The organism is Microbulbifer guangxiensis (assembly GCF_021729075.1).
Lineage (GTDB): Bacteria > Pseudomonadota > Gammaproteobacteria > Pseudomonadales > Cellvibrionaceae > Microbulbifer > Microbulbifer guangxiensis.
Genome location: NZ_JAJSAQ010000001.1, coordinates 62,466 through 85,554 on the forward strand (window position 1 = coordinate 62,466; position 23,089 = coordinate 85,554).

A 23,089-nucleotide genomic window follows, 5' to 3' on the forward strand; every position below is an offset into this window, starting at 1 on the left:
GGGCCCTCGGTCACTACCATCGTTGGGTGGCTCCATTTTCCGGCGGTTCCCACTCGCCGGTTCGATAGGCCCGGCGGCGCTGCAGGCTTTCGTATTTGAATTTCTCCCGCATCAGGCCGGCGGGATCGTCGGGAATCTGGCGCAGCCACTGGTCGAGGGCCTGTTGGGTCTCGGGGTCAAGTTCGCTCTCCCTGGCATCGGCCTGCTGTTGCTCGCCATTCTTCTTCTGCTCTTCGCCATCGCGGGCTTTGCCGGCCTGCTGCTCTTGCTCGCTCTGGTCCTGTTGCTGCTCGCTGGAGTCGGCCTGCTGTTCCCCTGAATCCTCGGGCTCCCCCTGCTGGTTCTGCCGGGAACCCTGGTTTTGCTGGTCCTGTTGTTGGCCAGACTGGTCTTGCTGCTGTTGCTGGCCGCTCTGGGATTGCTGTTGGTCTTGCTCACCCTGCTGCTGGTCCTGTTGCTGCTGATCCTGCCCCTGTTGGGATTGCTGTTGCTGCTGTTGCTGCAGGTCGCGGAGTTGTTTGGCAATTTCCCGGTTGTGCTGGGCATCGGTCAGCTGTGGCTGTCTGTCGAGCGCGGCATCGAAGGCTTCGATGGCCTCGTCATAGCGACCCTGACGGGTGAGGGCGTTACCGAGATTGTACAGGCTGTCCGCATTCTCGCCCTGAGCGAATTCCTTCTGGGCGGCGGGGAAATCGCCAGCGCGGTACTGGGCGGTGCCCCGCCACTGGGGATCGCGAAACTTTTCTGCGGCAAGGTCCGCCTTGCCTTCCTCCAGCAGACGTTTGGCCTGCTGATCCTCCCGCAGCCAGAGATCCTGCAGTTCGACCGCGCTGGCCGGCTCCGGCAGGAGGAGTGTGAAGGAGAGGGGCAGGGCGCAGGCCAGTGCACCGCGCCGGAATAACAGGGCGGCCAGGGGAAGTAAGAGCAATAGCAGCCAAGGGCCTTCCTCGCGCCATTGGTCAAACTCGCGCTCGGTCAGGCGGGCCTGGTCTGGTGCGCTTTCTTCGGGTAGCAGCCTGGCGATGTCCTTGTCATCTACTGCGATGCGGGCGAAGCGTCCGCCGCTGCCACGGGCCAGTTTCTGCAGTTTGCCGGGGTCGAATCCGGCGATAACGATGGCCCCGTTGCTGTCGGTGACAAAACCGCCACCATCTCCGCGCGGGATCGGGCTGCCATCACCACTGCCAACTGCCAGGATCGACAGGCTGGCCAGGTCGCCCGCCACCATGCCAGCGACTGTCGGCACTGCTTCTTCGGCGATGCCGTCGGTGATCACCAGTAGCTGGCCGCGTCCATTGGCACCATCCTCCAGTAGGCGCAGCCCGGTTTCCACCGCCATCTCGATGTTGCTGCCCGGTACCGGCATGATCGTTGGCGATAGGGCCGGGACCAGGTTGGCGATGGTGGCGGTATCTTCCGTCAGTGGTGTAACCAGATGGGCTTCGCCACCGTATGCCACCAGCGCGGTGAGGCCGTCCTCCCGCTGGCGCAGGATATCGAGAATCTTGAGCCGCGCCCGGGTGAGACGGTTGGGTGTCAGGTCGGTGGCCATCATCGACGGCGACAGGTCCAGCAGGATGACCAGGGCATCCTGGCTGCTGAACACCGGTGTCGGCAATTTGCGCCAGGTGGGGCCGGCGAGGGCCAGAATCATCAGGGCCAGCAGGGCAAAGATCAGTCCGAACAGCCACGGGCGTCGCTCACCGCCACGAAGCAGTAGATGTGGCAGCAGGTCCGGGTCGATGACTTTTTGCAGCTGGCTGCTGTTGATGACCGTGCGCGCGAGGCCGAGGCAGGCCAGCGCAGCTGGAATCAGTAACCACAGGGCATGCGGGCGCAGGAAATGGAACTGGGCCATTTCATTCATGCAGGGCCCTCCTGTGTTACTGCGGTCGCGGTCCTCTGCTGACCGTTGCCTGAACTTCTGGAGCGAAGATTCATCAGCAGCGGGATCGCGGCCCACAAGAGTGCCAGCAGCAGGGCGGCAGCCAGTGGCCAGACGTAGAGGGACTTCAGTGGGCGGTAGCTGGCCGCCTCCTGCTCTACCGGTTCGAGACGGTCCAGTTCTTCATAGATTTGCGCCAGTTCCTCGGGATTATGGGCGCGGAAGAACCTGCCGCCGGTTTTATCGGCGATGGCCTGCAGGGTGTCGCTGTCCAGGTCGCGGGACGGGTTGATGCGGCGGGCACCGAAGCGGCTGCCGAGCAGGCCCGGTTGCACCATTTCCTCAGCACCGATACCCACCGTGTAAACCCGGACGCCCGCCTGTTGCGCCAGCTCTGCGGCTTTCAGCGGGGCAACCTCGCCGGCAGTGTTGGCGCCGTCCGTCAGCAGAATCAGCACCCGCTGTTCCGCCGGCCGTTCCATCAGGCGTTTGACGGACAGGCCGATGGCATCCCCGATGGCGGTACCCTGGCCGGCAAAGCCGATCTGAGCCTCCCGCAGCAGGGTGCCGACGGTTTCCCGGTCGTAGGTGAGTGGTGCCTGCAGGTAGGCGCGGGTGCCGAACAGGACCAGACCCAGCCGGTCGCCCTCCCGTCGCTCGACGAAATCGCCGACGACATTCTTCACTGCATCGATCCGCATCGCCGGCCGGCCATTGAGGAGCATATCCGGCGTTTCCATACTGCCGGAGATGTCCACCGCCAACAGCAGGTCGCGGGCGCTGCTGGTCTGGGTGATGGGTTCGCCATACCACTGCGGGCGGGCGGCGGCGGTGAGCAGCAGCAGCCAGAGAATCGTCAGTAGCAGCAGGTTGAACGGGTTGTGTGGGGTGCCGCCGCCGCGCTGCGCGAGGCTGCCATAAAAAGGGACTTTCAAGGCGCTGGTTAACGGTTTGGTGCGCGGTAACAGCAGCCGGGCCAGTAGTGGCAGCGGTAAAAGGGCGAATACCCAGGGCCAGGCAAATTCAAACACGGCTTGCCTCCCCGGTGATTTCCTCGCCTGCTTGCTGGACGGTCTGTGGCCAGCGGTCGCGCTTGTGGTTGCGGCTCCACCGGATGGCGTAGTCGCGCAGCGCATTGTTGCCGCTCTCATCCCAGCGGTCAGCCCGGTAAAGCTGTTCCAGCAGCACGGTTTCCGCCTGGGGGGGGCAGTCCACGTCTGCAGTAGTGCGGAGAAAATCGAGCCAGGCCCGCCCGGTTAAATTGCCACATCCCTGGCGGCCATAGGTGGTCACGGCGACCCGCTTTAGGATTTCGTTGATGTCTTGGGCGGCGTCCGGTGTGCTGGTGTCAATCGCGCGCAACAGGCGCTCGGCTTCCTTGCGGTAGCGGTTGCGGCTCCAGCGCAGTTTGCGCTGGCGCAGCCAGCGGAGCAGGAAGTAGAGGCCAATCATTAACAGCGCCGCCAGGAGCCACCAGCCCGGTGCCGGTGGCCACCAGCCGATCGGGTCCGGCGTGTGGATATCCCGCAGCTGGTCCAGCAGAGCCTGTTCTGCTGGAGATGGCTGCGCCGGTTGTTGTTGCATCAGTAGGCTTTTCACGCGCGTACCCCTCCGGATTCACGCGCATCCGACCGGTGGCTCGGTCGGCCACCATTCTGGCGACCGCCGTAGACTGACAGCAGGGCGGGTACCAGCGGCAGTGTATTGTCGAAGTCCAGCAACGGGATACGGTGCCGGCGGCAGAGCTGTTCCACCCCGGTGCGCACCTCGGCCTGCAATTCGGCGAACTGGGTACGCAGCGCCCGGTTGCCCGCATTGAGAAAGGTGCGCTGGCGGCCGTCGGAAATGGTCAGGGCCTGTTCCGGCAACTGTTGCTCCAGCGGATCCGTCACGCGCAGTACCTGCAGGTCCGCGTGACGGGTCAGCAGCGTCAGGGGTTGGGTGCAGTCATCATTCAGATCATGGCAGTCACTGATCAGGAACAGCGCACTGCCCGGTCGCGCCACGCGGCGGGCCTCCTCGAGCAGTTGTTTCAGCGGCTGGCTGCCATCCACGGGGACCGGGTTGTCGAGGGTTTCCGCCAGCGCCACCATGCCGTGGATCATGGCCAGCACGGAGTGATGGCTGCGCCGGGGGCGCACGGTTTCCAGGTCGTGGTCGGAAAAGAGCAGGGCGCCGATCCGGTCGGAGTGCTGCAGCCCCGCCCAGCCCAGTGCCGCGGCAATACCGCAGGCGGCAACCGACTTGAAGGTGCGGCGGCTGCCGAAGAACATCGGCGAGCGCAGGTCCAGCAGGATCACTACCGGCCGCTCGCGCTCTTCCTGGTAAAGCTTGGTATGAGTGGTGCCGGTGCGGGCGGTCACGCGCCAGTCGATGGAGCGCACGTCATCCCCGGGCTGGTAGTCGCGGACTTCCTCGAAGTTCATGCCGCGGCCGCGGTAGCGGGTGAGCAGGCTGCCGGCCTGGTCGCTCTTGACCTGGCGCGGGCGGAAAAGCTGCATCTGCCGCGCGATATAGCGCAGCTGCACCAGCGGTTCCACCGTGGGGTAGGCGCCGCGCAGATCCAACTCTGTTTGCTTCATTGCTTGGTGCAAGTTTTCGTTGCCCTTTCCCCGACCTCCCGCTGAAAGTGAGGGGGAAGTTGGTGTCGTAGATAGCGTGTTTCAGTTCAGGAGCCCTAGTGGCCTGATCCCGGGCTCGTTCCGGCATCCAGTGATGCGCTCCGGCCGTCTGGATTCCGGCCTTTGCCGGAATGACGACAATCGTCTAGAGGGCCTCTCCTGTGGATTCCGGCCTTCGCCGGAATGACGACAATTGTCTAGAGAGCCTCTCCTGTTGATTTCGGCCTTCGCCGGAATGACGACAATCGTCTAGAGAGCCTCTCCTGTGAATTCCGGCCTTCGCCGGAATGACGACAATCGTCTAGAGAGCCTCTCCTGTGGATTCCGGCCTTCGCCGGAATGACGACAATCGTCTAGAGAGCCTCTGCTGTGGATTCCGGCCTTTGCCGGAATGACGACAATGCTCCAGATAGCCTCTCCTGTGTGTTCCGGCCTTCGCTGGGATGACGACAATGCTCCAGATAGCCTCTCCTGTGTATTTCGGCCTTCGCCGGAATGACGACAATGCTCTAGAGAGCCTCTCCTGTGGATTCCGGCCTTCGCCGGAATGACGACAATGCTCTAGAGAGCCTCTCCTGTGGGTTCCGGCCTTCGCCGGAATGACGACAATGCACTAGAGAGCCTCTCCTGCGATTATTGAGCCCCAATTCAGATCGCAGGGACCTGTTGCAGTAGCCGCTCGATGACCTGGTCGGCCGTTACGCCGGCGGCCTCGGCCTCGAAGCTCAGCAGCAGGCGGTGGCGGAGGACGTCGGGTGCCACCTCCATGACATCGTCCGGGGTGACGAAGTCGCGGCCGGACAGCCAGGCGTGGGCACGAGCACAGCGGTCGAGGGAAATGGTGGCCCTGGGGCTGGCACCAAAATCTAGCCAGGATGCCAGCTCGCTGTCATACTTCGCGGGCTCGCGTGTAGCAATGACAAGTTGGACAATATAGGTCTCAACGGCCTCCACCATTTGCAGCGCGAGCACCTGACTGCGAGCCTGGAAAATCTCCGGTTGGCTCACCGTCTCGGAAGGGCGATTTTCGCCAAGACTTGCCTCGGATCTGGCCAGGCGCAGAATTTTCGCTTCCGCGCTGGCATCCGGGTAGGCAAGATTCACCTGCATGAGGAACCTGTCCAATTGGGCCTCAGGCAGCGGATAAGTCCCTTCCTGTTCAATGGGGTTTTGCGTTGCCATCACCAGAAAGAGGTCTGGCAGCGGATAGGTTTTTCTGCCGACGCTGATCTGTCGTTCCGCCATCGCCTCCAGCAGGGCCGACTGCACTTTGGCAGGCGCGCGGTTGATCTCGTCGGCCAGCACCAGGTTGTGGAATACCGGCCCGGGCTGGAAATGGAACTCCCCGGTTTCCGGCCGGTAGATGTCGGTACCGGTTATGTCTGCCGGCAACAGGTCCGGCGTGAATTGGACGCGATGGAAATCACCTTCAATAGCATCGCCAAGGGTCTTGATGGCCTTGGTTTTCGCGAGTCCCGGCGCACCCTCCACCAGCAGGTGGCCGTCCGCCAGCAGGGCAATCAGTATGCGGTTGACCAGGGTCTCCTGGCCGATGATCTGTTGTCCGAGCCAATCCCCCAGGGAAGTGATGCGTTCCCTGACATTCAGATGCGCTTCCATAGTGTCTCTTTTGTTGCGAGTGATCCTGCCTCTGCCCACCCGGCTGGGTATCTATCATCTTTTATATATAGTCGCCGCCAATCGGGGTGGGTGTGTTGATTTTAGCGGCACTTGTCTTTTAGACAACAACCGCGGACCTGTTGACCATGGAACCGATGCTTGGTTCCCGTTGCCACAGGCGGTTACCGCGGTACGAATTTGATGCCTGTGGTATGTCCACAGGGAGATGAGTAAAAAAACCGTCCGGTAGCGCCGGGCGGGAAAAGGAACTTGGGAGGTTCTCCGTGAGTATGGCGACGGTCATTACCGAAAGCCGGGAAGAGTTGGTAGAGCAGGTTCGCGCACTGATCCGCAAGCGACTTGGTGACGAGGCCGGACCGGTGGAGGCGTTTGCCGAGCAGTTCCTGCACCAGTACCCACTCGAGGACCTGGTGGGGCGGCGTCTGGTGGACGTTTACGGCTGTATCTACACCTGGTGGGACTTTATCCAGCAGCGCCCCGCCGGTCGCCCCAAGGTCAGGGTGTTCAACCCGCGGCTGGAGGACGATGGCTGGCAGTGCTCCCACACGGTGGTGGCAGTGTTGCAGCGGGACATGCCGTTCCTGGTGGACTCGGTACGCATCGAGGTCAATCGCCGTGACACGGTGATCCACTCGATCAAGAGCACGGTGATGCAGCTGCGCCGGGACAAGAAGGGCCGGCTGCAGGAATTGCTGCCGCGCCTGCACTCCGGGCAGGAGCCGGAAGCCGGTGCCAGCACCGAAGCTCTCATTTATGTCGAGATCAACCGGGATACCTCGGAGGACAATGCGGTCGACCTCGGTGCGGCGCTGCGCGATGTGCTGGGGGATGTGGAACTGGTGGTCGACGACTACGTGCCGATGCTGGACACCTGCAGCGGCATGGAGGATCAGCTACACGCCGGTATCGATGCCGAGGACGCCAACCTGCAGGAGGCCTGTGCCTTCCTGCAATGGATGCGCGACGGTAATTTCACCTTTCTCGGCTACCGGGAATACGAGTTTGCGGAGGAGGGTGACAAGCGCGTGCTGCGCGAGGTCGAGGAGCGCCGCCTGGGCATCTTCAAGAAGCTGGAGGAGCCATCTGAGCCGACCCCCGAGGGTGCCTTCAACGAGGGCAAGCAGCGCTTCTACCAAGGCCCGAATTACCTCACCTTCGCCAAGTCTTCGGTGAAGTCACGGGTGCACCGGGCCGCCTATTCAGACTACGTCACCATCAAGCGCTACGATTCCCGCGGCGAGGTCATCGGGGAGTCGGCGTTCATGGGGCTCTACACCTCGCCGGTATATACCGAGAGCCCGGCCAAGATTCCAATCATCCGCCGCAAAATGGCGTCGGTGATCGAGTCCAGCGGCCTGTCGCCCCACAGCCACGACGGCAAGGCGCTGCGGCGCATCCTCGATACCTTCCCGCGCGATGAGCTGTTCCAGAGCAGTACCCAGGAACTGTTCCATACGGTAATGGGCGTGCTGAGCATGAATGAGCGCGCACATATCCGGCTGTTCATCCGCCGCGACCCCTTTGGCAAGTTCGTCACCGCGACCGTTTACGTGCCGCGGGAGCAGTTCAACAGTGATGTGCGGGAGGCGATCTGCGCCCACATTGCCCGGGCGATCAACGCCAGGGAATCCGATTTCACCACCTATTTTTCCGAGTCCATCCTCGCCCGGGTCCACTTCGTGTTCCGTGTTGACCCCAGCCAGCCGGTGGATATTGATGTCGCGCGACTGGAGGCGCAGATCGTGGATATAACCCGTTCCTGGGAAGATGTATTTCAGAAATCCCTTATCGAAAGCCACGGCGAGGAAGAGGGCAATCGCCTGTTCGATATTTTCGGGCATGCTTTCCCTGCCGGTTACCGCGAGGATTTCGAGCCCCGCATCGCGGTGCAGGATGTCAGTGCCGTCCAGGAGCTGACACCCCAGAACCGCGTGGCGATGAGTTTTTACCAGCCGGTGGGCGCGGCGCCCGGCAGCCTGCGCTTCAAGGTGTTCAACTGGGGCCGCGGCCTGACCCTCTCGGACGTGATCCCGGTGCTCGAGCATCTGGGCCTGCGGGTGATCGGTGAATTTCCCTACACGATCCGCCCCAAGGGCTCCACGGATGTGTGGATGCACGAATTCCACCTGGAGTTCGGCCTGCCCACCCGCGTCGATGCCCAGGCCTCCCGCGGCATGTTCCAGGATGCCTTCGCGGCAATCTGGAATGGGGTCGCAGAGAGCGATGCCTTCAACCGACTGGTGCTGGCAGCGCGCCTGAACTGGCGCGAAGTGTCGATGCTGCGCGCCTATGCACGCTACCTGAAGCAGACCAAGTTCAGTGCCAGCCAGCCCTATATTGCGGCGACCCTGGCCAACCATGTGGAAATTACCCGCAATCTGGTGGCACTGTTCCGGGCCATGTTCGACCCGCGTATCAATACCAGCAACAAGCAGGACCAGACCCGTGTCGAGCGCCTGATCAAGAAAATCCACGAGGGCCTGGACAGCGTCGACAACCTGAACGAAGACCAGGTGATCCGCCGTTACCTGGACCTGATCCTGGCCACGCTGCGCACCAACTTCTTCCAGGTGGATGCGCAGGGCGAGCCGAAGGATTACATCTCCATCAAGTTCAGCCCGCGGGAAATCCCCAATATTCCGGAGCCGCGGCCGGAGTTTGAAATCTTTGTCTACTCGCCCCGGGTCGAGGGTGTTCACCTGCGCGGTGGCAAGGTGGCCCGCGGCGGTCTGCGCTGGTCGGACCGCCTCGAGGATTTCCGCACCGAGGTGCTGGGCCTGGTGAAGGCGCAGAACGTGAAGAATGCGGTGATCGTGCCCAGCGGCGCCAAGGGCGGTTTTGTGGTGCGCAAGCCGCCGAAAGATGGCAGTCGCGACGCCATGCTGGAAGCGGGCATTGCCTGCTACCGCACCTTTATCCGCGGGTTACTGGACATTACAGACAACCTGAAAGAGGGCGAGGTGGTGCCACCGGAGCAGGTGGTGCGCCGGGACGAGGACGACCCCTATCTGGTCGTTGCGGCCGACAAGGGCACTGCGGCATTTTCCGATATTGCCAACGGTATTGCGGCCGAGTACGACTTCTGGCTGGGTGATGCCTTTGCCTCCGGCGGCAGCCAGGGCTATGACCACAAGAAAATGGGCATTACTGCCCGCGGTGCCTGGGTCTCCGTCCAGAGGCATTTCCGCGAAATGGGCATCAATGTCCAGGAAGAGGAGTTCTCGGTAGTCGGTATCGGCGACATGGGCGGGGATGTGTTCGGCAACGGCATGCTGCTGTCGGAGCATATCTGCCTGAAGGGTGCCTTCAACCATCTGCATATTTTTGTCGACCCGACACCGGATGCGGCGGCGAGCTTCAAGGAGCGCAAGCGTCTGTTTGAGATGCCGCGCTCCAGCTGGATGGACTACGACCAGAAGCTGATCTCCAGGGGCGGTGGCATTTTCGAGCGCCGCGCCAAGTCGATCCGCATCACTCCGGAGATGAAAGAGGCATTCGGTATCGAGGCGGACCAGCTGAATCCGAACGAACTGATCAGTGCCATGTTGCGCGCGCCGGTGGACCTGATCTGGAATGGCGGGATCGGCACCTATGTGAAGGCGAGCACCGAATCCCACGCGGAAGTGGGGGACAAGTCCAATGATCATCTGCGGGTGAACGGCACCGAGCTGCGCGCCAAGGTTTTCGGTGAGGGCGGTAACCTCGGCATGACGCAGCGCGGGCGCATCGAATTTGCGCTGCATGGCGGTCGTTGTAATACCGACTTTATCGACAATGCCGGCGGTGTGGACTGTTCGGACCACGAGGTAAACATCAAGATTCTCCTCGACAAGGTGGTGGCCAACGGCGACCTGACCGGCAAGCAGCGCAACCAGCTGCTGGAGGAAATGACGGATTCTGTTGCCGAGCTGGTGCTGGACAACAACTACAACCAGACCCAGGCCCTGAGTGTGGCAGAGCGGCAGGTGTCGGAGCGGATCGATGAATACCGCCGCACCATCAACACTCTCGAGGCCGAGGGCCGCCTGCGACGCTCGCTGGAGTTCATTCCGGATAACGAGCAGATCACCGATCGGCAGAATCGCGGCCAATACCTGACCAGGCCCGAACTGTCCGTACTGATCTCCTACGTGAAGGTGAAGCTGAAGGAAGAGCTCCTCAATGCGGAAATCACCGACAACCTGCGGGTGCAGGAAGCGGTGGAATCCGCGTTCCCCCAGGAGCTGGTGGCGCGCTACCGCGAGTTGGTGTACGACCACCCGCTGCGGCGCCAGATCGTGGCGACCCAGGTGGCCAACGAGATGGTCAACAGCATGGGTATCACCTTCTACAACCGGATCAGCAGTGCGACCGGGGCGGATATCAATACCGTTGCCGCGGCCTATCTCAGTGCCCGGGAGGTCTACCGGATGCCGGTCTTCCAGGACCAGGTGGCTGAGCTTGACTACAAGGTGCCGGCAGAGCTGCAGATCGAATTACTGAACAGCATGATCGGGCGCGTTCGCCGCGGCACCCGCTGGTTTATCCGCAACCGTCGCCTGGGCCTGGATCCGGCCCGGGAGCAGGAACAGTTTGGCGAGTCGGTTCAGCGGGTGATCCGCGCACTGCCAGAGGTGCTGAGCGGTGAACCGCGCCGGGAGTGGGAGCGCCGCTACCGCCGCCTGCAGGAGACCCATGTCCCCGAGGAGATGGCCCTGCTGGCAGCGTCGCCGACCTACCTGTTCTCGGCACTGGGCATCTCTGAATCTGCCCGCACCAGTGACCGGCCGGTGGAAGAGGTGGCGCGGGTCTACTTTGGCCTCGCCGATATGCTGGACCTGTACTGGTTCGGCAACCAGATCATCGACCTGCCGGTGGAGAGCTTCTGGCAGGCCCAGGCCCGCGAGACCAGCATGGATGACCTGGACAGCCAGCTGGCCAGCCTGGCGGTGAACCTGTTGCGTCTGGGGGGTGGCTCCGACCTGGATACCGATGGCGCGATGGAGCGCTGGGGCGTTATCATGGCGCCCGCCCTGCAGCGCTGGAAGAGCATCCTCACTGAACTCAAGGCCTCGCCTTCCAGTGATTTCGCCATGTTCACGGTGGCGCTGCGGGAACTGATGTACCTGGCCAACGCCACTGCCGACATGGAGTCGCTGGCCGAGGCCTGATGGAGCTCCCGGCCTGCTGGCCGGGAATCCCCGACAGTGAGCAACGAAGGACACCCATGTATTCGACCCTGCGAAAAGCCCTGTTCTCGCTCGACCCTGAGCGCGCCCACCATCTCACCATCGATGCTGTCGGCGCCGCCGAGCGGCTTGGACTGATGTCCCTGTTTGCCAAGCCGGTGGTGAATGACCCGGTGGAGCTGATGGGCCTGACGCTACCCAACCCGGTGGGGCTGGCCGCAGGGCTGGACAAGAATGCACAGGCGTTCAACGGCTTTGGTGCACTGGGTTTCGGTTTTGTCGAAGTGGGCACGGTCACACCGCGGCCACAACCCGGCAACCCGCTGCCCAGGGTGTTCCGCCTGGAAGAGGCGGAGGCCATCATCAATCGCATGGGTTTCAATAACCAGGGTGTGGACTACCTGGTAAACCGGGTGCGCCGGCGCCGTTACGGCGGCGTACTGGGTATCAATGTCGGCAAGAATTTCGATACCCCGGCTGAGCGCGCGGCGGATGACTACTGCCTCTGTATGGAAAAGGTGTACCCCTACGCCGATTACATCACTGCCAACGTTTCCTCTCCCAACACCAAGGGCCTGCGTGACCTGCAGTTCGGCGACAGCCTGAACCGGTTGCTGGGCCGGTTGAAGGAAAAACAGCAGCAGCTGGCAGCTGGATCTGACCGTTACGTGCCGCTGGCGGTCAAGATTGCCCCCGACATGGAAGACGAAGCCATTGCCCGGATTGCCGAGGCATTGCGCAGCTACGAAATCGATGGGGTGATTGCCACCAATACCACCATCGACAAATCCCCGGTGAAATCCCTGCCCCATGGCACGGAAGAGGGCGGACTCAGCGGCAAACCCCTGCGGGACAAATCCACCCGGGTGATCCGGCAGCTGGCGAAAGCCCTGAATGGTGAGCTGCCGATCATCGGTGTCGGTGGTATCACTGACGGGGAGAGTGCTGCAGAAAAAGTGCGTGCCGGTGCGACGGCAGTGCAGATCTACACCGGGCTCATCTACCGCGGACCGGAACTGGTAAAAGAGGCGGCGGAGGCCATTGCCCTGGCTCGTCGCGAAAAGGTCGAGGACTAATTCCGCCATTTAGGAGCGTCGCCCTGCAGGGATCATGGGCCGGCACCGTGAGCACGGCGTTATCGCTCGGACGGCGGTTCGCGATGGTTGGCGAATAGAGCCAGCGCAGGATGGGGTGTGCTGTTCGCTGACTATCGTGTTGTGTCAGTGCCCGGCGTGGTGTGTCAGTGCCCGGTGCAGAGACCGGGCACTTCTACTTGGATGACTAAACCAATCAGGTCAAAAAGTTATGCGGTCCGCCACCCATCGGGGTGATGGTTTTCAGCGGAAAAGTTACGGTAGCTTTCCAGTTTTTGCGCCTTTGCAGACGCCCCAAATCCGTTCCAGTAGTCTTCCCGCCCTTCGCGCCAGCCGTTAATCCATTCCTGGTGTAATGGACCGTTCATGTAGGGACAAATGTCCTGGGGTTTGTTTTCTGATGCGGCTTGATACCCTTTGCAAAAGGCTCTCTCAAACTGGTTACGTTTTTGGCGTTTCATCGAGTTGGCACCTCGCTAAAGCCGGACCGGCTTTCTGGTAGTCAGAGCAGAAATGGGCGACACATTTTCCGCCGGGGAGTTGATCGACTGTCTTCATGCAGTTTGCAGAAGGGTTTTGTCGCCGGGATCGTTACCCTTATTCCATAGCTTATGGTGGGTTGTTGGCGATCGGAAACGCGTGTGTCCCTGCATTTACGCGGCCGCCAACGGTTTCAGTAGAGCAAACGAGGGCGTGCCTGTGAACGACCAGTTTGGTCTGAAAATGTCATTTTATAGAAACAATGCGCATAGCCAGGACCGCGTGGCTTTGCGCGCAGGCGGTTGGCGCCGGAATTATTTCGAGATAGTGCAATATGACTCAAAAACGACTCCTTGACCTGACCGCCACCTGCCCGAAGGGGCTGGAGTCGCTACTGGCATCGGAGCTGAATAGCCTGGGCGGCTCGGTAACACGCGAGCAACCGGCGGCTGTGCATTTCAGTGGCACGCTGGAGGTGGCTTATCGCTGTTGTCTTTGGAGTCGCCTGGCCAACCGGGTGTTGCTCCGCCTGGCCAGTGAGAAAATCGCCGATGCGGAAGCGCTCTACGAGGCTGTGGCTGCCCAGCCCTGGGAGGAGCACATCAACCCCAGTGGCAAGTTGTGGGTACAGTTTTCCGGCACCAATCGGGAAATCCGCAACAGCCAGTTCGGCGCCCAGAAGGCCAAGGATGCCATCGTCGACCGGCTGCGGCAGCAATCGGGTACCCGGCCACTGGTAGAGCGGGATCACCCGGATCTGGCGGTCGTGCTGCGACTGCATCGGGATCAGCTCGACATCTCCATTGACCTTAGCGGTGAAAGTCTCCACCGGCGTGGCTACAGGACGCATATCGGTGCTGCGCCGCTGAAGGAAAACCTGGCCGCAGCACTGTTGCTGCGCTGCGGCTGGCCAGAGATTGCAGCCGGCGGAGGTGCGCTCCTCGACCCGATGTGCGGTTCCGGCACCAACCTGATCGAGGGCGCGATGATGGCGGCGGACTTTGCGCCGGGCCTTTTGCGGGAGAGCTTCGGCTTCGAGCGCTGGCTGAACCACCAGAACGATATCTGGCTGGGGCTACGCGAAGAGGCGCTGGCCCGCCGGGAGGCTGGACTTGACCGCGAGCTGCCGGAAATCCGCGGCTACGATGCCGATGCCAAGGTGCTGTTTGCCGCCGAGGCCAATATCCGCCGCGCGGGTCTCGAGCAGCATGTGCGGGTAAGCTGCCGGCCGGTGTCGTCATTCAAGATCCCGAGTCACCGCCCGGTACAGACCGGCCTTGTGCTGGTGAATCCGCCTTATGGCGAGCGCCTGGGTGAGCAGGAAGCGCTGCGGGAAACCTATGCCGAGCTGGGCCGACAGCTCAAGCAGGAGTTCCCCGGCTGGCTGGTGGGAGTCTTCACCGGTAACCCCGAACTCGGGTTTGCCACTGGCCTTCGTTCGCACAAGCAGTACCAGCTGTACAACGGCAGTATCCCCAGCCAATTACTGTTGTTCCGGGTGCGCGAGGCCAGTGAGGGCGGAGCGCCGGCGGAGCCCCGGGCGCTGTCGGAAGAAGCGCAGATGGTGGCCAACCGCCTGCAAAAAAACCTGCGCACTACCGGCAAATGGGCGAGCCGCAATGGCATCGACAATTATCGTCTCTACGATGCCGACTTGCCGGAGTATGCCGCTGCGGTGGATATCTACCGCTCACTGGAAGGCGCGGTTTATGCCCATGTGCAGGAATACCGGCCGCCGGCCAAAATCGATGAAAACAAGGCCCGGGGGCGCCTGCGTGACCTGGTCCGAGCGGTGCGGGAAGTCCTGGAAATTCCCCAGGACAATATCAGCATCAAGGAGCGACGCAGGCTGAGCCACAAAGGTGGTGGTAGAGCCCCGAGCCAGTATCAGAAGCAGGGCAGGGGAACAGGTGATCGCAATTTCTGGATCAACGAATACGGCGCGGAGCTGGAGGTCGATCTCTGGACTTACCTGGATACCGGTGTGTTCCTCGATCACCGCCCGGTACGGCAGTATCTCCGGAAGCTGGCGAACGGAAAAAAATTCCTGAACCTGTTCTGCTATACGGCGACCGCCACGGTACAGGCGGCTCTAGGCGGTGCGACACAGAGCACCAGTGTCGACATGTCCAAAACCTACCAGGCCTGGGCAGGGCGCAATTTCCGCCGCAACCAGCTCGATCCCTATCGCCATCAACTGGTCGAGGCGGATTGCCTGCAGTGGCTCACCTCGGCGCAGCAGAATCGCCGCGGCCACTATGACCTGATTTTTCTCGACCCGCCGAGCTTTTCCAACTCGGCCAGGATGCGCGGTGTGCTCGATATACAGCGGGACCACGGCCGGCTGATCCGCGAGTGCATGGCCCTGCTGGCCCCGGGGGGCACGCTGGTCTTTTCCAACAATCTGCGCAGCTTCAAGATGGACGCGGAAATCCTGGAGGAATTTGCGGTGGAGAACCTGTCAGCGGTGTTGCTGGATCGGGATTTCCAGCGCAACCCGAAAATCCACAATGTCTGGCGAGTGGAGGCGAAAGGCTGAGGAAAAACGCTGAGAAGGCAGCCTGCCTTTGCTATTCGTTCAGGGCCTGGATTGCCACTCGGGCACCGCGTAGGCGACGCCGCGACACTCCAGATAGCGCAGGCAGCCCTCATAGCCACCCTGCGCAGCCCCGCAGCTCTCTACCACGACACCGTTGCCGCCCAGTGCATGTGTGCGCTGTTTGAGTTCCCGCACCAGTGCCCGGCGTCCTGGCTCTGGCTCGTCCGCTCTCCTCTGGCACTGCATGGCTTCGACGAAGCCGAGCGAGGTGGCATCGTAGCGGCCGATCTCGACCGGGCTGTATTCGCGGACGGCAGCGGCTTTGATACGCGCCTCAGTGTAAGGGCCGAGGCTGCTGCTGAATTGCAGGCCCTGGCACCCCGTAAGGGCCATAAGTGCGGCTAGGAAAAGAGTGCGGGACATGGATTGCTCCTGTCGCTGTCGGAGCCCTGCCAGGGCCGCGGGCTATTTTTTATGGGGTCAGTCCAGCTCCATCAGAACACGAAAGCCCACCTCGGTAGAGAGGCTCTTCTGTCCGATCCCCTGGCGGTAATCCGAGCCAATGTTGCCCAGCGGATCCCGCATGGAACCGCCTTTCACTACGCGCAGGTCGCAGTTGCTGAGGCGCACCGGGCTGCCGTCGCGGCGGGCGCGGCTGTGGTCGCCCACATAGCAATCCTCCACCCACTCGGCAACATTGCCGGCCGTGTCGTGCAGACCGAAAGCATTTGCCGGGTAGTGGCCGACCGGTGCACTCCGGGCCCGGAACAGGCCGACGAATTCGCTGGCGCAGCCGCGCCGGCAGTTTGCCTTCCCGCTCGCATCTTTTACGCCCCACCAGAATGGCCGTGAGCTGCCGGCTCGTGCCGCATATTCCCACTCGGCTTCACTTGGCAGTCGGTAGCGCTTGCCAGTCTCGCGGGATAGCCAGCGTGCATAGGCCCGGGCATCCTCCCAGGTCACGTTGATTACCGGCCGGTCGCCGCGGCCCCAGCCACCATCTCCCGGCAGGGCGGCACCGGTGGCATCGGCATAGCGGTCGTATTCATCGAAGGTGATTTCATGGGCAGAGATCGCAAAGGGTTCGGCAATGCGGATCCGCTGGATCGGGCTGGTGAACGGATGGCGGCTGTTGCCCATGCGGAATGTGCCGGCCTTGACCACGACCATCTCCGGACCATCGCCGCCGCTGGCGAGTGGGCTGCGTAAGGTGCTGCCCGGCGGGTAGCCGCGCTTGAGTTTTACCTGCATGGTCAGGTCATTGTCCTTCAGACTGATCCAGCGGCGCACGGTGCGGTAGCCGGGCTTACTGACCTCGACGTCGTAGCTGCCGGGCTCCAGTGCCATCCCATAGCGATATCGCGGCCCGATATTCATGATCCGCACCAGCGCATCCCCGGGCTGCGGGTTGATTCGGAGTCGCAGCCGCTCCGGGCTGTTTGCGATTTCCGGCCCGGAGCTGCCAGCGTCGTCGTTGTTTTTGGCCACTGGTGCTGGGTCAGTGGATGTATCAACCGGCTCTTTCTTCTCAGCCACTGGTTCAGGCTCTGTGACTGCCGCAGCCTCTTCCAGCGCTGGTTCGCCAGTGCTTGCGGAGGCAGCCGGCTGGTCGTCCTCTACTCCCGGCATTCTTGCCGGCGCTTCAACCCTTTCGGGGTTTTCATCGGGCAGGCGCAGGGGAGGGCGGATGGCGGCGCCAATCGGCAATTCCATGGAGTCGCCGGCGGCGCTGGTCGGAGGCAGTGGCAGGACAGGAGTGGTGTGGGCCACTGTGCCATTGGTGAGGTTGCCGGTTTCCGTTGTCCGGCTCGCCACTGGAATACCGCTACCGTCAGGGCCAGCCTGACGGTCAGGCCACGACAGATTATCTCCCCAGATGGCGTAGACCAGGGCGAAGGTGGCAAGCAGTGCCAGCCCCACGCTGCTGGCGAACCACTGTCGGCGTGTGCGCTGCGGCGCCTGCTGGATCACCTGCTGGATGCGCATGATGGTGTCCTGCTGGGCGCGGGGATGGTGCTGCTCCAGGGGTTTGTCGCGAAGCAGGGCCCAGAGAGCCGCAGCCTTGTCCATCAAGGTGCCCCAGAGCGTCATCAGCAGGGCCCGTATCAGACTGGAGGGGCCGACGGCGGTGTTGCTCAGCTGGGTTGCCTGCGTGGTGGGTTTGCCAGCCAGGGCAGCGAGAAGATGGTCGATGGCATCCACCACCTCCAGGCCGCGCTGGAAGCGGTCCGCGGGGTCCTTGGCCAGCAGGCGGTCAATCAGTCCCTGAAACAGCGAGTGGCGCGCGGGCAGCCTGGGAATGGGATCGGTGAGGTGCTTGATGGCGATGGCCACCGCCTCGTCAGCTTGGTAGGGGACGGCGTTGGTGACCATTTCATAGAACACCACGCCCAGGCTGTAGAGATCGGCACGGCCGTCGATGGCAGCTCCGCGGGCCTGTTCCGGGCTCATGTAGTGTGGGGTTCCCACCACCATCCCGGTATTGGTCATCCGTGTGGTGCGGGCCACTGCGCGGGCCACGCCGAAATCGGTCAGCACTGCAGAGCCGTCTTCCCGAAAGAGGATATTTTCGGGCTTCAGATCGCGGTGCACATACCCCTTGCCATGGGCGTGGTCTAGGGCGAGGGCGATCTGGCGGGCCACGTTCAGGGCCTCGATGGGATCCATCATGCCCCTCGCCAGCCGGTCTGAAACCGAGCCGCCGGGCATATAGTCCATGGCGATGTAATTCAGGCTGCGATAGCGGCCGATATCGTGGACGGCAACGATATTGGGGTGGGAGAGCTGGCCGACGATGTTGGCTTCGCGCTGGAAGCGCTCACTGAATATCGGGTCGGCATTGAGCACCGGCGACATGACCTTGAGCGCCACCTGGCGGCCGACGCTGCGCTGTACTGCCAGATAGACGGTCGACATGCCGCCCTGGTTGATCTTTTTCAGGATGCGGTAACCGGGGATCTCCAGGGATGAGGTACCAGAGCTGACGACTTCCATTGAATTCGTCCCCGATTCAGAGCGCGTGGAACAGCCACGCAATCAGCGTGGCGATAAGCGCGGACAGGATCACAACGATGAATGCCACTGCCACGGTATTGCCGGGAAGAAAGCCGTTACTGCGCTCCTCCTTACCGGCAGAGCGGCCGAACGGCCAGTCCCTTGTGTTGGCCGGTCTCTGCGGCGCCTCCACCACCTGCACGGTAATATTGTCCTTGCCGCCAGCATCGAGCGCCGCGGCGACCAGTAGATCCACGGCGCGGCGATTGTCAGGGTTCTCGGCCAGGATCCGGCCGATCTCTTCGGCGGGCACCTCGGCACTGAGTCCGTCACTGCACAGCAGCAGGCGCTGGCCTGGTTGCCAGAGCGCTGATACCCGATCGACTTCGAGTTGAGGGTTGGTACTTCCGCCGATACAGCGAGTGATCACATGGCGGTTGGGGTGGTTGGCGGCTTCTTCTGCGCTGATCGCTCCCGAGTCCACCAGCATCTGCACATAGGAGTGGTCGATGGTGAGCTGCTTCAGCTCTCCGCCCTTGTCACCGGGTGTGAAGACATAGGCCCGGCTGTCACCGACCCAGTAGATGTGGAAGTAGGCCCCATCCTCCGCCAGCACCACGGCGGTTGAACCCATATTCGCAGTATTCTGCTCTTCCCCCAGCAGCAGGGCATGGGCCCTCTGCAGTGCGCGTTCATAGTGGCGGTCTGTGGCGGCGGAACGCTGGACTTCCTCGATCACGGTCATGCTGGCGATTTCGCCCGCGTGGTGGCCGCCCAGCCCGTCCGCGACAACCCAGACGCCGCGGTCTTCATCGGACCAGAGGGCATCCTCGTTTTGCTCACGTTTGTATCCGGGATGGGTGGCTCCCGCGCTCCGGGAGGGCGGGGAGGCGCGCTGGATTGTCCCACTGTGCCGCGATCTTTCGCGTACGTTGGCTTCACTCACTGGCGTGCAACTACCTGTTTATTGTGTTTATCCGGTGGGCACCGCCATCGATGCCAACTGCAGCGGCCAGGTGAGACCGCGGGCCGGAGTTCCTTCCATGGCCATGGGGCGCTGATCCTTGTGCCACCCGGCAATAGCCTGCAAATCCGTCAACTGTGCATACTAGCGTCAGCTGGCATTGTAAGCTGCAAACCGAATCACACGCTAACCAAAAAACCCGTGATAGACTCGCGGCAAAAGAACAAAACAATAGGTGCCGGCCCGGGTTGCCTGAGTGATGCATAAAGGCAAGGGCGGTCTGGCGCGAGCTTCGCTTTCATGCAAGGCCACGCCTGCATAGCTTTTCCGAGGTTCCCATGCCAGGGCGGACCGATCAAGGACAATATGCCAATGCTTAAACTTTGTGATCTCAAAGACGTCAGTCAAAGTGTCTGGCTGGTGGCACCGAAGGTAACAATCGGTCGAGCCAGTCAGTGCGATTTCACCATCGTGGATGAGGCCGTCGCCAAGTTACAGGTCGAGATCCTGGTCGAGGACGACAACCTGATCCTCAAAAACCTGGCAGAGAATGGGGCCGTCGCCGTCAACGGTGAAGTGGTGCAGCGGAGTTGTCCGCTCAAGCTCGATGACAAGGTCACGATCGGCAGCCGCACTTTGAGCGTGATCGATCCCAAGGTGACCCGACTGAAGGCGGCAAATTCAGCAGCATCGGTCGCCTGGGCGCTGCGAGCGAACCACCCGGCGATTGCCGGCAAGGTATATCCGGTACGGGAAATCACCGTGGTCGGCCGTTCCGATGAGTGCGATATCACATTTTCCCTGTCTCACCTGTCCCGCCGGCATGCCCGTCTCGAGGTTCGCGATGGCCTGCTTTTCGTCATCGACCTGGGGTCAGCCAATGGCACCTACCTCAACAACAAGCGCGTTGTAGAAACCCGGGTCCGTCGGGGAGACGAGCTCCGCTTTGATACCCTGAGTTTCAGCGTGGTTGGGCCGGCAGATGACCTGGACAAGACCACTGTCCGCCCCGCGATCACCATCCCTCCCGAGGTTGTCCGCGGTGTTGTCCAGCCTGAGGTGCAGGTGCGGGATCGCACCGCGGCAGTGGCCGCCGCAGTCCCCGCACCCGGTGATACGACCCGTGAGCGGGAGCGCATGCAGACGGGGGCGGAGGCCCTGGAGCGCGGGCAGGGAGTGTGGCCATGGGTCGGGGTGCTGACAATTGCCGCCGTGGTGATCGGTTATTTCTGGGCCCGCGGCCAAGGGTTGTTGTAAGCCATGGCCAGTGAGCTGATTCTTTACACCACGCTGGGTTGCACCCTCTGCGAGAAGGCAAAGCCGGAAATCTGGCCAGTGGTGGAGGCTTTTGACCTGCGCCTGAAGCAGGTGGATATCGCCGATGATGAGCAGCTGATGCAGCGGTTTGCCACTTCCATCCCGGCGGTTGGACTTGGTGACCCCGGCGATGTCTGTCTGTGGCCCTTCGATCAGGCAAGGCTGGCGGAGTGGATTTCCGAACGGCTGTAAGCGGGGGGGTACACAAGCGTGGCGGCGTGGCCCCCCAAGGCCGGCCGCCAACCCTCTCAACTCTGGCTTCTCCCTTCTCCCTTCTCCCTTCTCCCTCTCTTTGCTGCTGCCTACCGTTTTATCCCGGGGCTCCCCGGCGTCGAACGCCGGGTGATATCAGCGAGTCGGGTTACAGCCGGGTTGTAGCCTCATTCTCCCGCAGCAGGGGCAGGTTGGTACCACTCCGATAGGCGTAGATGACGCTGTAGGCCAGCACATTCTGCACGTACTTGCGGGTCTCACTGTAAGGGATGGTCTCAATCCATACATCGTAGGGCAGCTGCTGCCGGGTCTCCCTGAGCCATTGTGCCACCCGCGTCGGGCCTGCATTGTAGGCAGCTGCGGCAAGGATCCGGTTATTGTCAAAACGGTTCAGCAGGGTGCTGAGGTAGAAGCTGCCCAGCGCGATGTTGGTGCTCGGGGTCAGCAGGTCCCAGTTGCGCTGGAACTTGACCCCGGCGCGACGGGCGGTGGCGCGGGCGGTGGACGGCAGCAGTTGCATCAGGCCCAGTGCGCCGGCACCGGATTTGGCGTCATGGCTGAAGTGGCTCTCTTGCCGGGCTACCGCATAAATCAGGTACGGATCGAGTGCGGACTGCCCGCCCATGCGCTGGCTGACATCGGTGACGATATCGGCGAACGCCAGCGGGAAGCGCAGCTCCAGGTCGTCCAGATAGTCCGCAGCCAGCACCGAGCGTATGGACTTGTGGTACCAGCCCCAGGCGCTCGCCACCTTGCCGGCAGTCAGCAATTCCTGGTGGTTCATGGTGCGGGTGGCGTAATCCCACTCCCGGCGGGCGTGATAGAACTCGCCGATCGCCTGTAGTTCGCGGGCTCGCAGCAGGGCGGGGCGCGCGGCCATCTCCTCTACTGCCTTGGGTGTAATCGGAGCGGGGCGATCGACAAAGCTGTAGTTCTGGCCCAGCGTATCAGCCGCCAGGAAGCCATAGTAGCTGCGCTCCTGGGCGGCGCGCCGGTACAGGTAGGCGGCCTCCTGGGTGCGGGCGGCACCAAAACGCTCCTCGAGTACCCGGGCGCGCCAGTAAAGCCAGCGCTCGTGATTGCGCGCGGACTCTGGCAGGCGGTTGATCCAGAAATCCAGCTGCTCCCAGTCCAGCTCCCGCAGGGCCTGGCGTGCAAGCCACTCGATCGTTCGCTCGTCGGAGAAGTTTTCGCTGTGTTGCACCAGCTGGCGGAGGCCATCCAGGTTGTCCTGTCGGGCGAATTGCAGCGCGATTTCCCGCAACAGTCTGTCCCGTTCCCTCTCGCCGAACAGGTAGCCGGCATCATAGCGGTGCCAGGCCGCCAAGGCCTCGCCGGCGTTCTTTCCGGCCAGCCTGTCGAGCCCGTGCAGGACGATTTGCCGGTACTCCGGCTGATCGCTCAGGAAGCGCCGGTGATCGACGATCTGTTCCGGCGTCCGGTGGACGGCGCGGAGAAGTTTTGCCAGGGCTGCTTTGTCGGGGCTCATCCTGCGGGCAATGTATTCCGCCAGGTCGATGTTGCCGGCTTCAACGGCCAGCAGGTGGCGGTGCCATGCAAGGTCGTCGGTCAGGCCGCCATCAGCGATCCAGCGTGCAAACACCGGGTCACACTCCTCGGCCTGGGAGTATCCCACCAGCCAGAGCTCCTCGACCAGCCGGTAGGCCTCGGCCTTGTCACCGTGTCGGGCGAGCGCATCGGCGTAGTAGCAGCGGAGGGAAGTGCGTTCGACCTTGTCCGGCTCGTAGTATTTGAGGTACTGGCGAAAATGCTGGCGGCTGCCGAGTTCCCGCAGAACCTTGACACGCATCCAGTCACCAATCGCGGTGTCCCGGTATTGCTCCAGGAACTGGTCAATCTCCCCGTAGGGTAACCGGGATAGCTTCTTGCTCAGTGCCCAGTAGTCCAGATAGGGCAGCAGGGGGTAATCAGCCAGCTCGCGTTTGAGTTGCTCGAGGCTGTTCTGGTCGCCCTGGGCAATGGCAAGGCGTGCACTCTGCAGCTTTTCGCGCTGTGCGACTGCGTGTTCGGCATCCGGCACCGCGGTGGCACCGGATTCGGCATAGAGCGCTGTGGACAGGAACAGGGATATCAGCAGCGCGAATCCCTTTGCGTCAATCGACATCTCAATCACCCGATTGAAAATTCGCGGAAGTAAATTTATCAATACAGC

General features: G+C 62.3%; 15 protein-coding genes. 5 read left to right on the forward strand and 10 right to left on the reverse strand.

Features of this window, described 5'->3' with window-relative positions; genetic code table 11:
• Positions 1 to 13 precede the first annotated feature (13 nt).
• From LVD12_RS00295 to LVD12_RS00315, 5 genes are all read right to left on the reverse strand, one after another.
• The gene (locus LVD12_RS00295; RefSeq protein ID WP_237064740.1) at positions 14 to 1,867 is read right to left on the reverse strand and encodes a VWA domain-containing protein; all 1,854 of its coding nucleotides are present in this window, start codon (positions 1,865 to 1,867) and stop codon (positions 14 to 16) included.
• A complete protein-coding gene (locus tag LVD12_RS00300; RefSeq protein ID WP_237064741.1) occupies positions 1,864 to 2,916 on the reverse strand; it encodes a vWA domain-containing protein in 1,053 nt (350 codons plus the stop codon). The genes LVD12_RS00295 and LVD12_RS00300 overlap by 4 nt, the downstream gene beginning before the upstream one ends.
• Complete coding sequence (locus tag LVD12_RS00305) at positions 2,909 to 3,484, reverse strand: DUF4381 domain-containing protein (protein WP_237064743.1); 576 nt, start codon at positions 3,482 to 3,484, stop codon at positions 2,909 to 2,911. Before LVD12_RS00305 ends, LVD12_RS00300 begins: the two co-directional genes overlap by 8 nt.
• A complete protein-coding gene (locus LVD12_RS00310; protein WP_237064744.1) occupies positions 3,481 to 4,467 on the reverse strand; it encodes a DUF58 domain-containing protein in 987 nt (328 codons plus the stop codon). Before LVD12_RS00310 ends, LVD12_RS00305 begins: the two co-directional genes overlap by 4 nt.
• Before the next feature lie 687 nt (positions 4,468 to 5,154).
• A complete protein-coding gene (locus LVD12_RS00315) occupies positions 5,155 to 6,126 on the reverse strand; it encodes an AAA family ATPase (protein ID WP_237064746.1) in 972 nt (323 codons plus the stop codon).
• A gap of 290 nt (positions 6,127 to 6,416) precedes the next feature.
• Between LVD12_RS00315 and LVD12_RS00320 the strand changes: the two genes are divergently transcribed.
• Both LVD12_RS00320 and LVD12_RS00325 read left to right on the forward strand, forming a co-directional pair.
• Complete coding sequence (locus LVD12_RS00320; RefSeq protein ID WP_237065870.1) at positions 6,417 to 11,297, forward strand: NAD-glutamate dehydrogenase; 4,881 nt, start codon at positions 6,417 to 6,419, stop codon at positions 11,295 to 11,297.
• A 56-nt stretch (positions 11,298 to 11,353) separates the two neighbouring features.
• A complete protein-coding gene (locus LVD12_RS00325) occupies positions 11,354 to 12,391 on the forward strand; it encodes a quinone-dependent dihydroorotate dehydrogenase (RefSeq protein ID WP_237064747.1) in 1,038 nt (345 codons plus the stop codon).
• A gap of 227 nt (positions 12,392 to 12,618) precedes the next feature.
• Here the strand turns inward: LVD12_RS00325 and rmf are convergent, their stop codons facing one another.
• Positions 12,619 to 12,870, reverse strand: a complete 252-nt coding sequence (rmf, locus tag LVD12_RS00330; protein WP_237064749.1) for a ribosome modulation factor — start codon at positions 12,868 to 12,870, stop codon at positions 12,619 to 12,621.
• A 353-nt stretch (positions 12,871 to 13,223) separates the two neighbouring features.
• On the opposite strand from rmf, the gene rlmKL reads away from it, so the two are divergent.
• On the forward strand, positions 13,224 to 15,428 hold the full coding sequence (gene rlmKL / locus LVD12_RS00335) for a bifunctional 23S rRNA (guanine(2069)-N(7))-methyltransferase RlmK/23S rRNA (guanine(2445)-N(2))-methyltransferase RlmL (protein ID WP_237064750.1): 2,205 nt from the start codon (positions 13,224 to 13,226) through the stop codon (positions 15,426 to 15,428).
• Between the two features lie 39 nt (positions 15,429 to 15,467).
• Here rlmKL and LVD12_RS00340 read toward each other — a convergent pair whose 3' ends face one another.
• The 3 genes from LVD12_RS00340 to LVD12_RS00350 are packed head-to-tail and all read right to left on the reverse strand — an operon-like array spanning position 15,468 to position 19,368.
• Positions 15,468 to 15,851, reverse strand: coding sequence for a hypothetical protein (locus LVD12_RS00340; protein WP_237064751.1), 384 nt, complete (start codon positions 15,849 to 15,851; stop codon positions 15,468 to 15,470).
• A gap of 57 nt (positions 15,852 to 15,908) precedes the next feature.
• Positions 15,909 to 18,422: a bifunctional serine/threonine-protein kinase/formylglycine-generating enzyme family protein gene (locus tag LVD12_RS00345; RefSeq protein WP_237064752.1), complete on the reverse strand. Its 2,514-nt coding sequence runs from the start codon at positions 18,420 to 18,422 to the stop codon at positions 15,909 to 15,911.
• 16 nt (positions 18,423 to 18,438) lie between these two features.
• Positions 18,439 to 19,368 (reverse strand): PP2C family protein-serine/threonine phosphatase, encoded by a 930-nt coding sequence (locus tag LVD12_RS00350; protein WP_237064753.1) that lies wholly within the window; start codon positions 19,366 to 19,368, stop codon positions 18,439 to 18,441.
• A 390-nt stretch (positions 19,369 to 19,758) separates the two neighbouring features.
• Here LVD12_RS00350 and LVD12_RS00355 point away from each other — a divergent pair, with 390 nt between their 5' ends.
• Entirely contained in the window at positions 19,759 to 20,643 is an 885-nt protein-coding gene (locus LVD12_RS00355; protein WP_237064754.1) for an FHA domain-containing protein, read from the forward strand.
• 3 nt (positions 20,644 to 20,646) lie between these two features.
• Positions 20,647 to 20,895 (forward strand): glutaredoxin family protein, encoded by a 249-nt coding sequence (locus LVD12_RS00360; RefSeq protein WP_237064755.1) that lies wholly within the window; start codon positions 20,647 to 20,649, stop codon positions 20,893 to 20,895.
• Positions 20,896 to 21,064: 169 nt separating this feature from the next.
• Here LVD12_RS00360 and LVD12_RS00365 read toward each other — a convergent pair whose 3' ends face one another.
• Positions 21,065 to 23,041, reverse strand: a complete 1,977-nt coding sequence (locus tag LVD12_RS00365; RefSeq protein WP_237064757.1) for a transglycosylase SLT domain-containing protein — start codon at positions 23,039 to 23,041, stop codon at positions 21,065 to 21,067.
• Positions 23,042 to 23,089 lie beyond the last annotated feature (48 nt).

Excerpts from the sequence above, each read along its gene's own strand:
- LVD12_RS00295 (WP_237064740.1), bottom strand. The coding sequence starts at position 1,867 with ATGAATGAAATGGCCCAGTTCCATTTCCTGCGCCCGCATGCCCTGTGG.
- LVD12_RS00310 (WP_237064744.1), bottom strand. The coding sequence starts at position 4,467 with ATGAAGCAAACAGAGTTGGATCTGCGCGGCGCCTACCCCACGGTGGAA.
- LVD12_RS00315 (WP_237064746.1), bottom strand. The coding sequence starts at position 6,126 with ATGGAAGCGCATCTGAATGTCAGGGAACGCATCACTTCCCTGGGGGAT.
- LVD12_RS00320 (WP_237065870.1), top strand. The coding sequence starts at position 6,417 with ATGGCGACGGTCATTACCGAAAGCCGGGAAGAGTTGGTAGAGCAGGTT.
- LVD12_RS00325 (WP_237064747.1), top strand. The coding sequence starts at position 11,354 with ATGTATTCGACCCTGCGAAAAGCCCTGTTCTCGCTCGACCCTGAGCGC.
- rmf (WP_237064749.1), bottom strand. The coding sequence starts at position 12,870 with ATGAAACGCCAAAAACGTAACCAGTTTGAGAGAGCCTTTTGCAAAGGG.
- rlmKL (WP_237064750.1), top strand. The coding sequence starts at position 13,224 with ATGACTCAAAAACGACTCCTTGACCTGACCGCCACCTGCCCGAAGGGG.
- LVD12_RS00340 (WP_237064751.1), bottom strand. The coding sequence starts at position 15,851 with ATGTCCCGCACTCTTTTCCTAGCCGCACTTATGGCCCTTACGGGGTGC.
- LVD12_RS00345 (WP_237064752.1), bottom strand. The coding sequence starts at position 18,422 with ATGGAAGTCGTCAGCTCTGGTACCTCATCCCTGGAGATCCCCGGTTAC.
- LVD12_RS00355 (WP_237064754.1), top strand. The coding sequence starts at position 19,759 with ATGCTTAAACTTTGTGATCTCAAAGACGTCAGTCAAAGTGTCTGGCTG.
- LVD12_RS00360 (WP_237064755.1), top strand. The coding sequence starts at position 20,647 with ATGGCCAGTGAGCTGATTCTTTACACCACGCTGGGTTGCACCCTCTGC.
- LVD12_RS00365 (WP_237064757.1), bottom strand. The coding sequence starts at position 23,041 with ATGTCGATTGACGCAAAGGGATTCGCGCTGCTGATATCCCTGTTCCTG.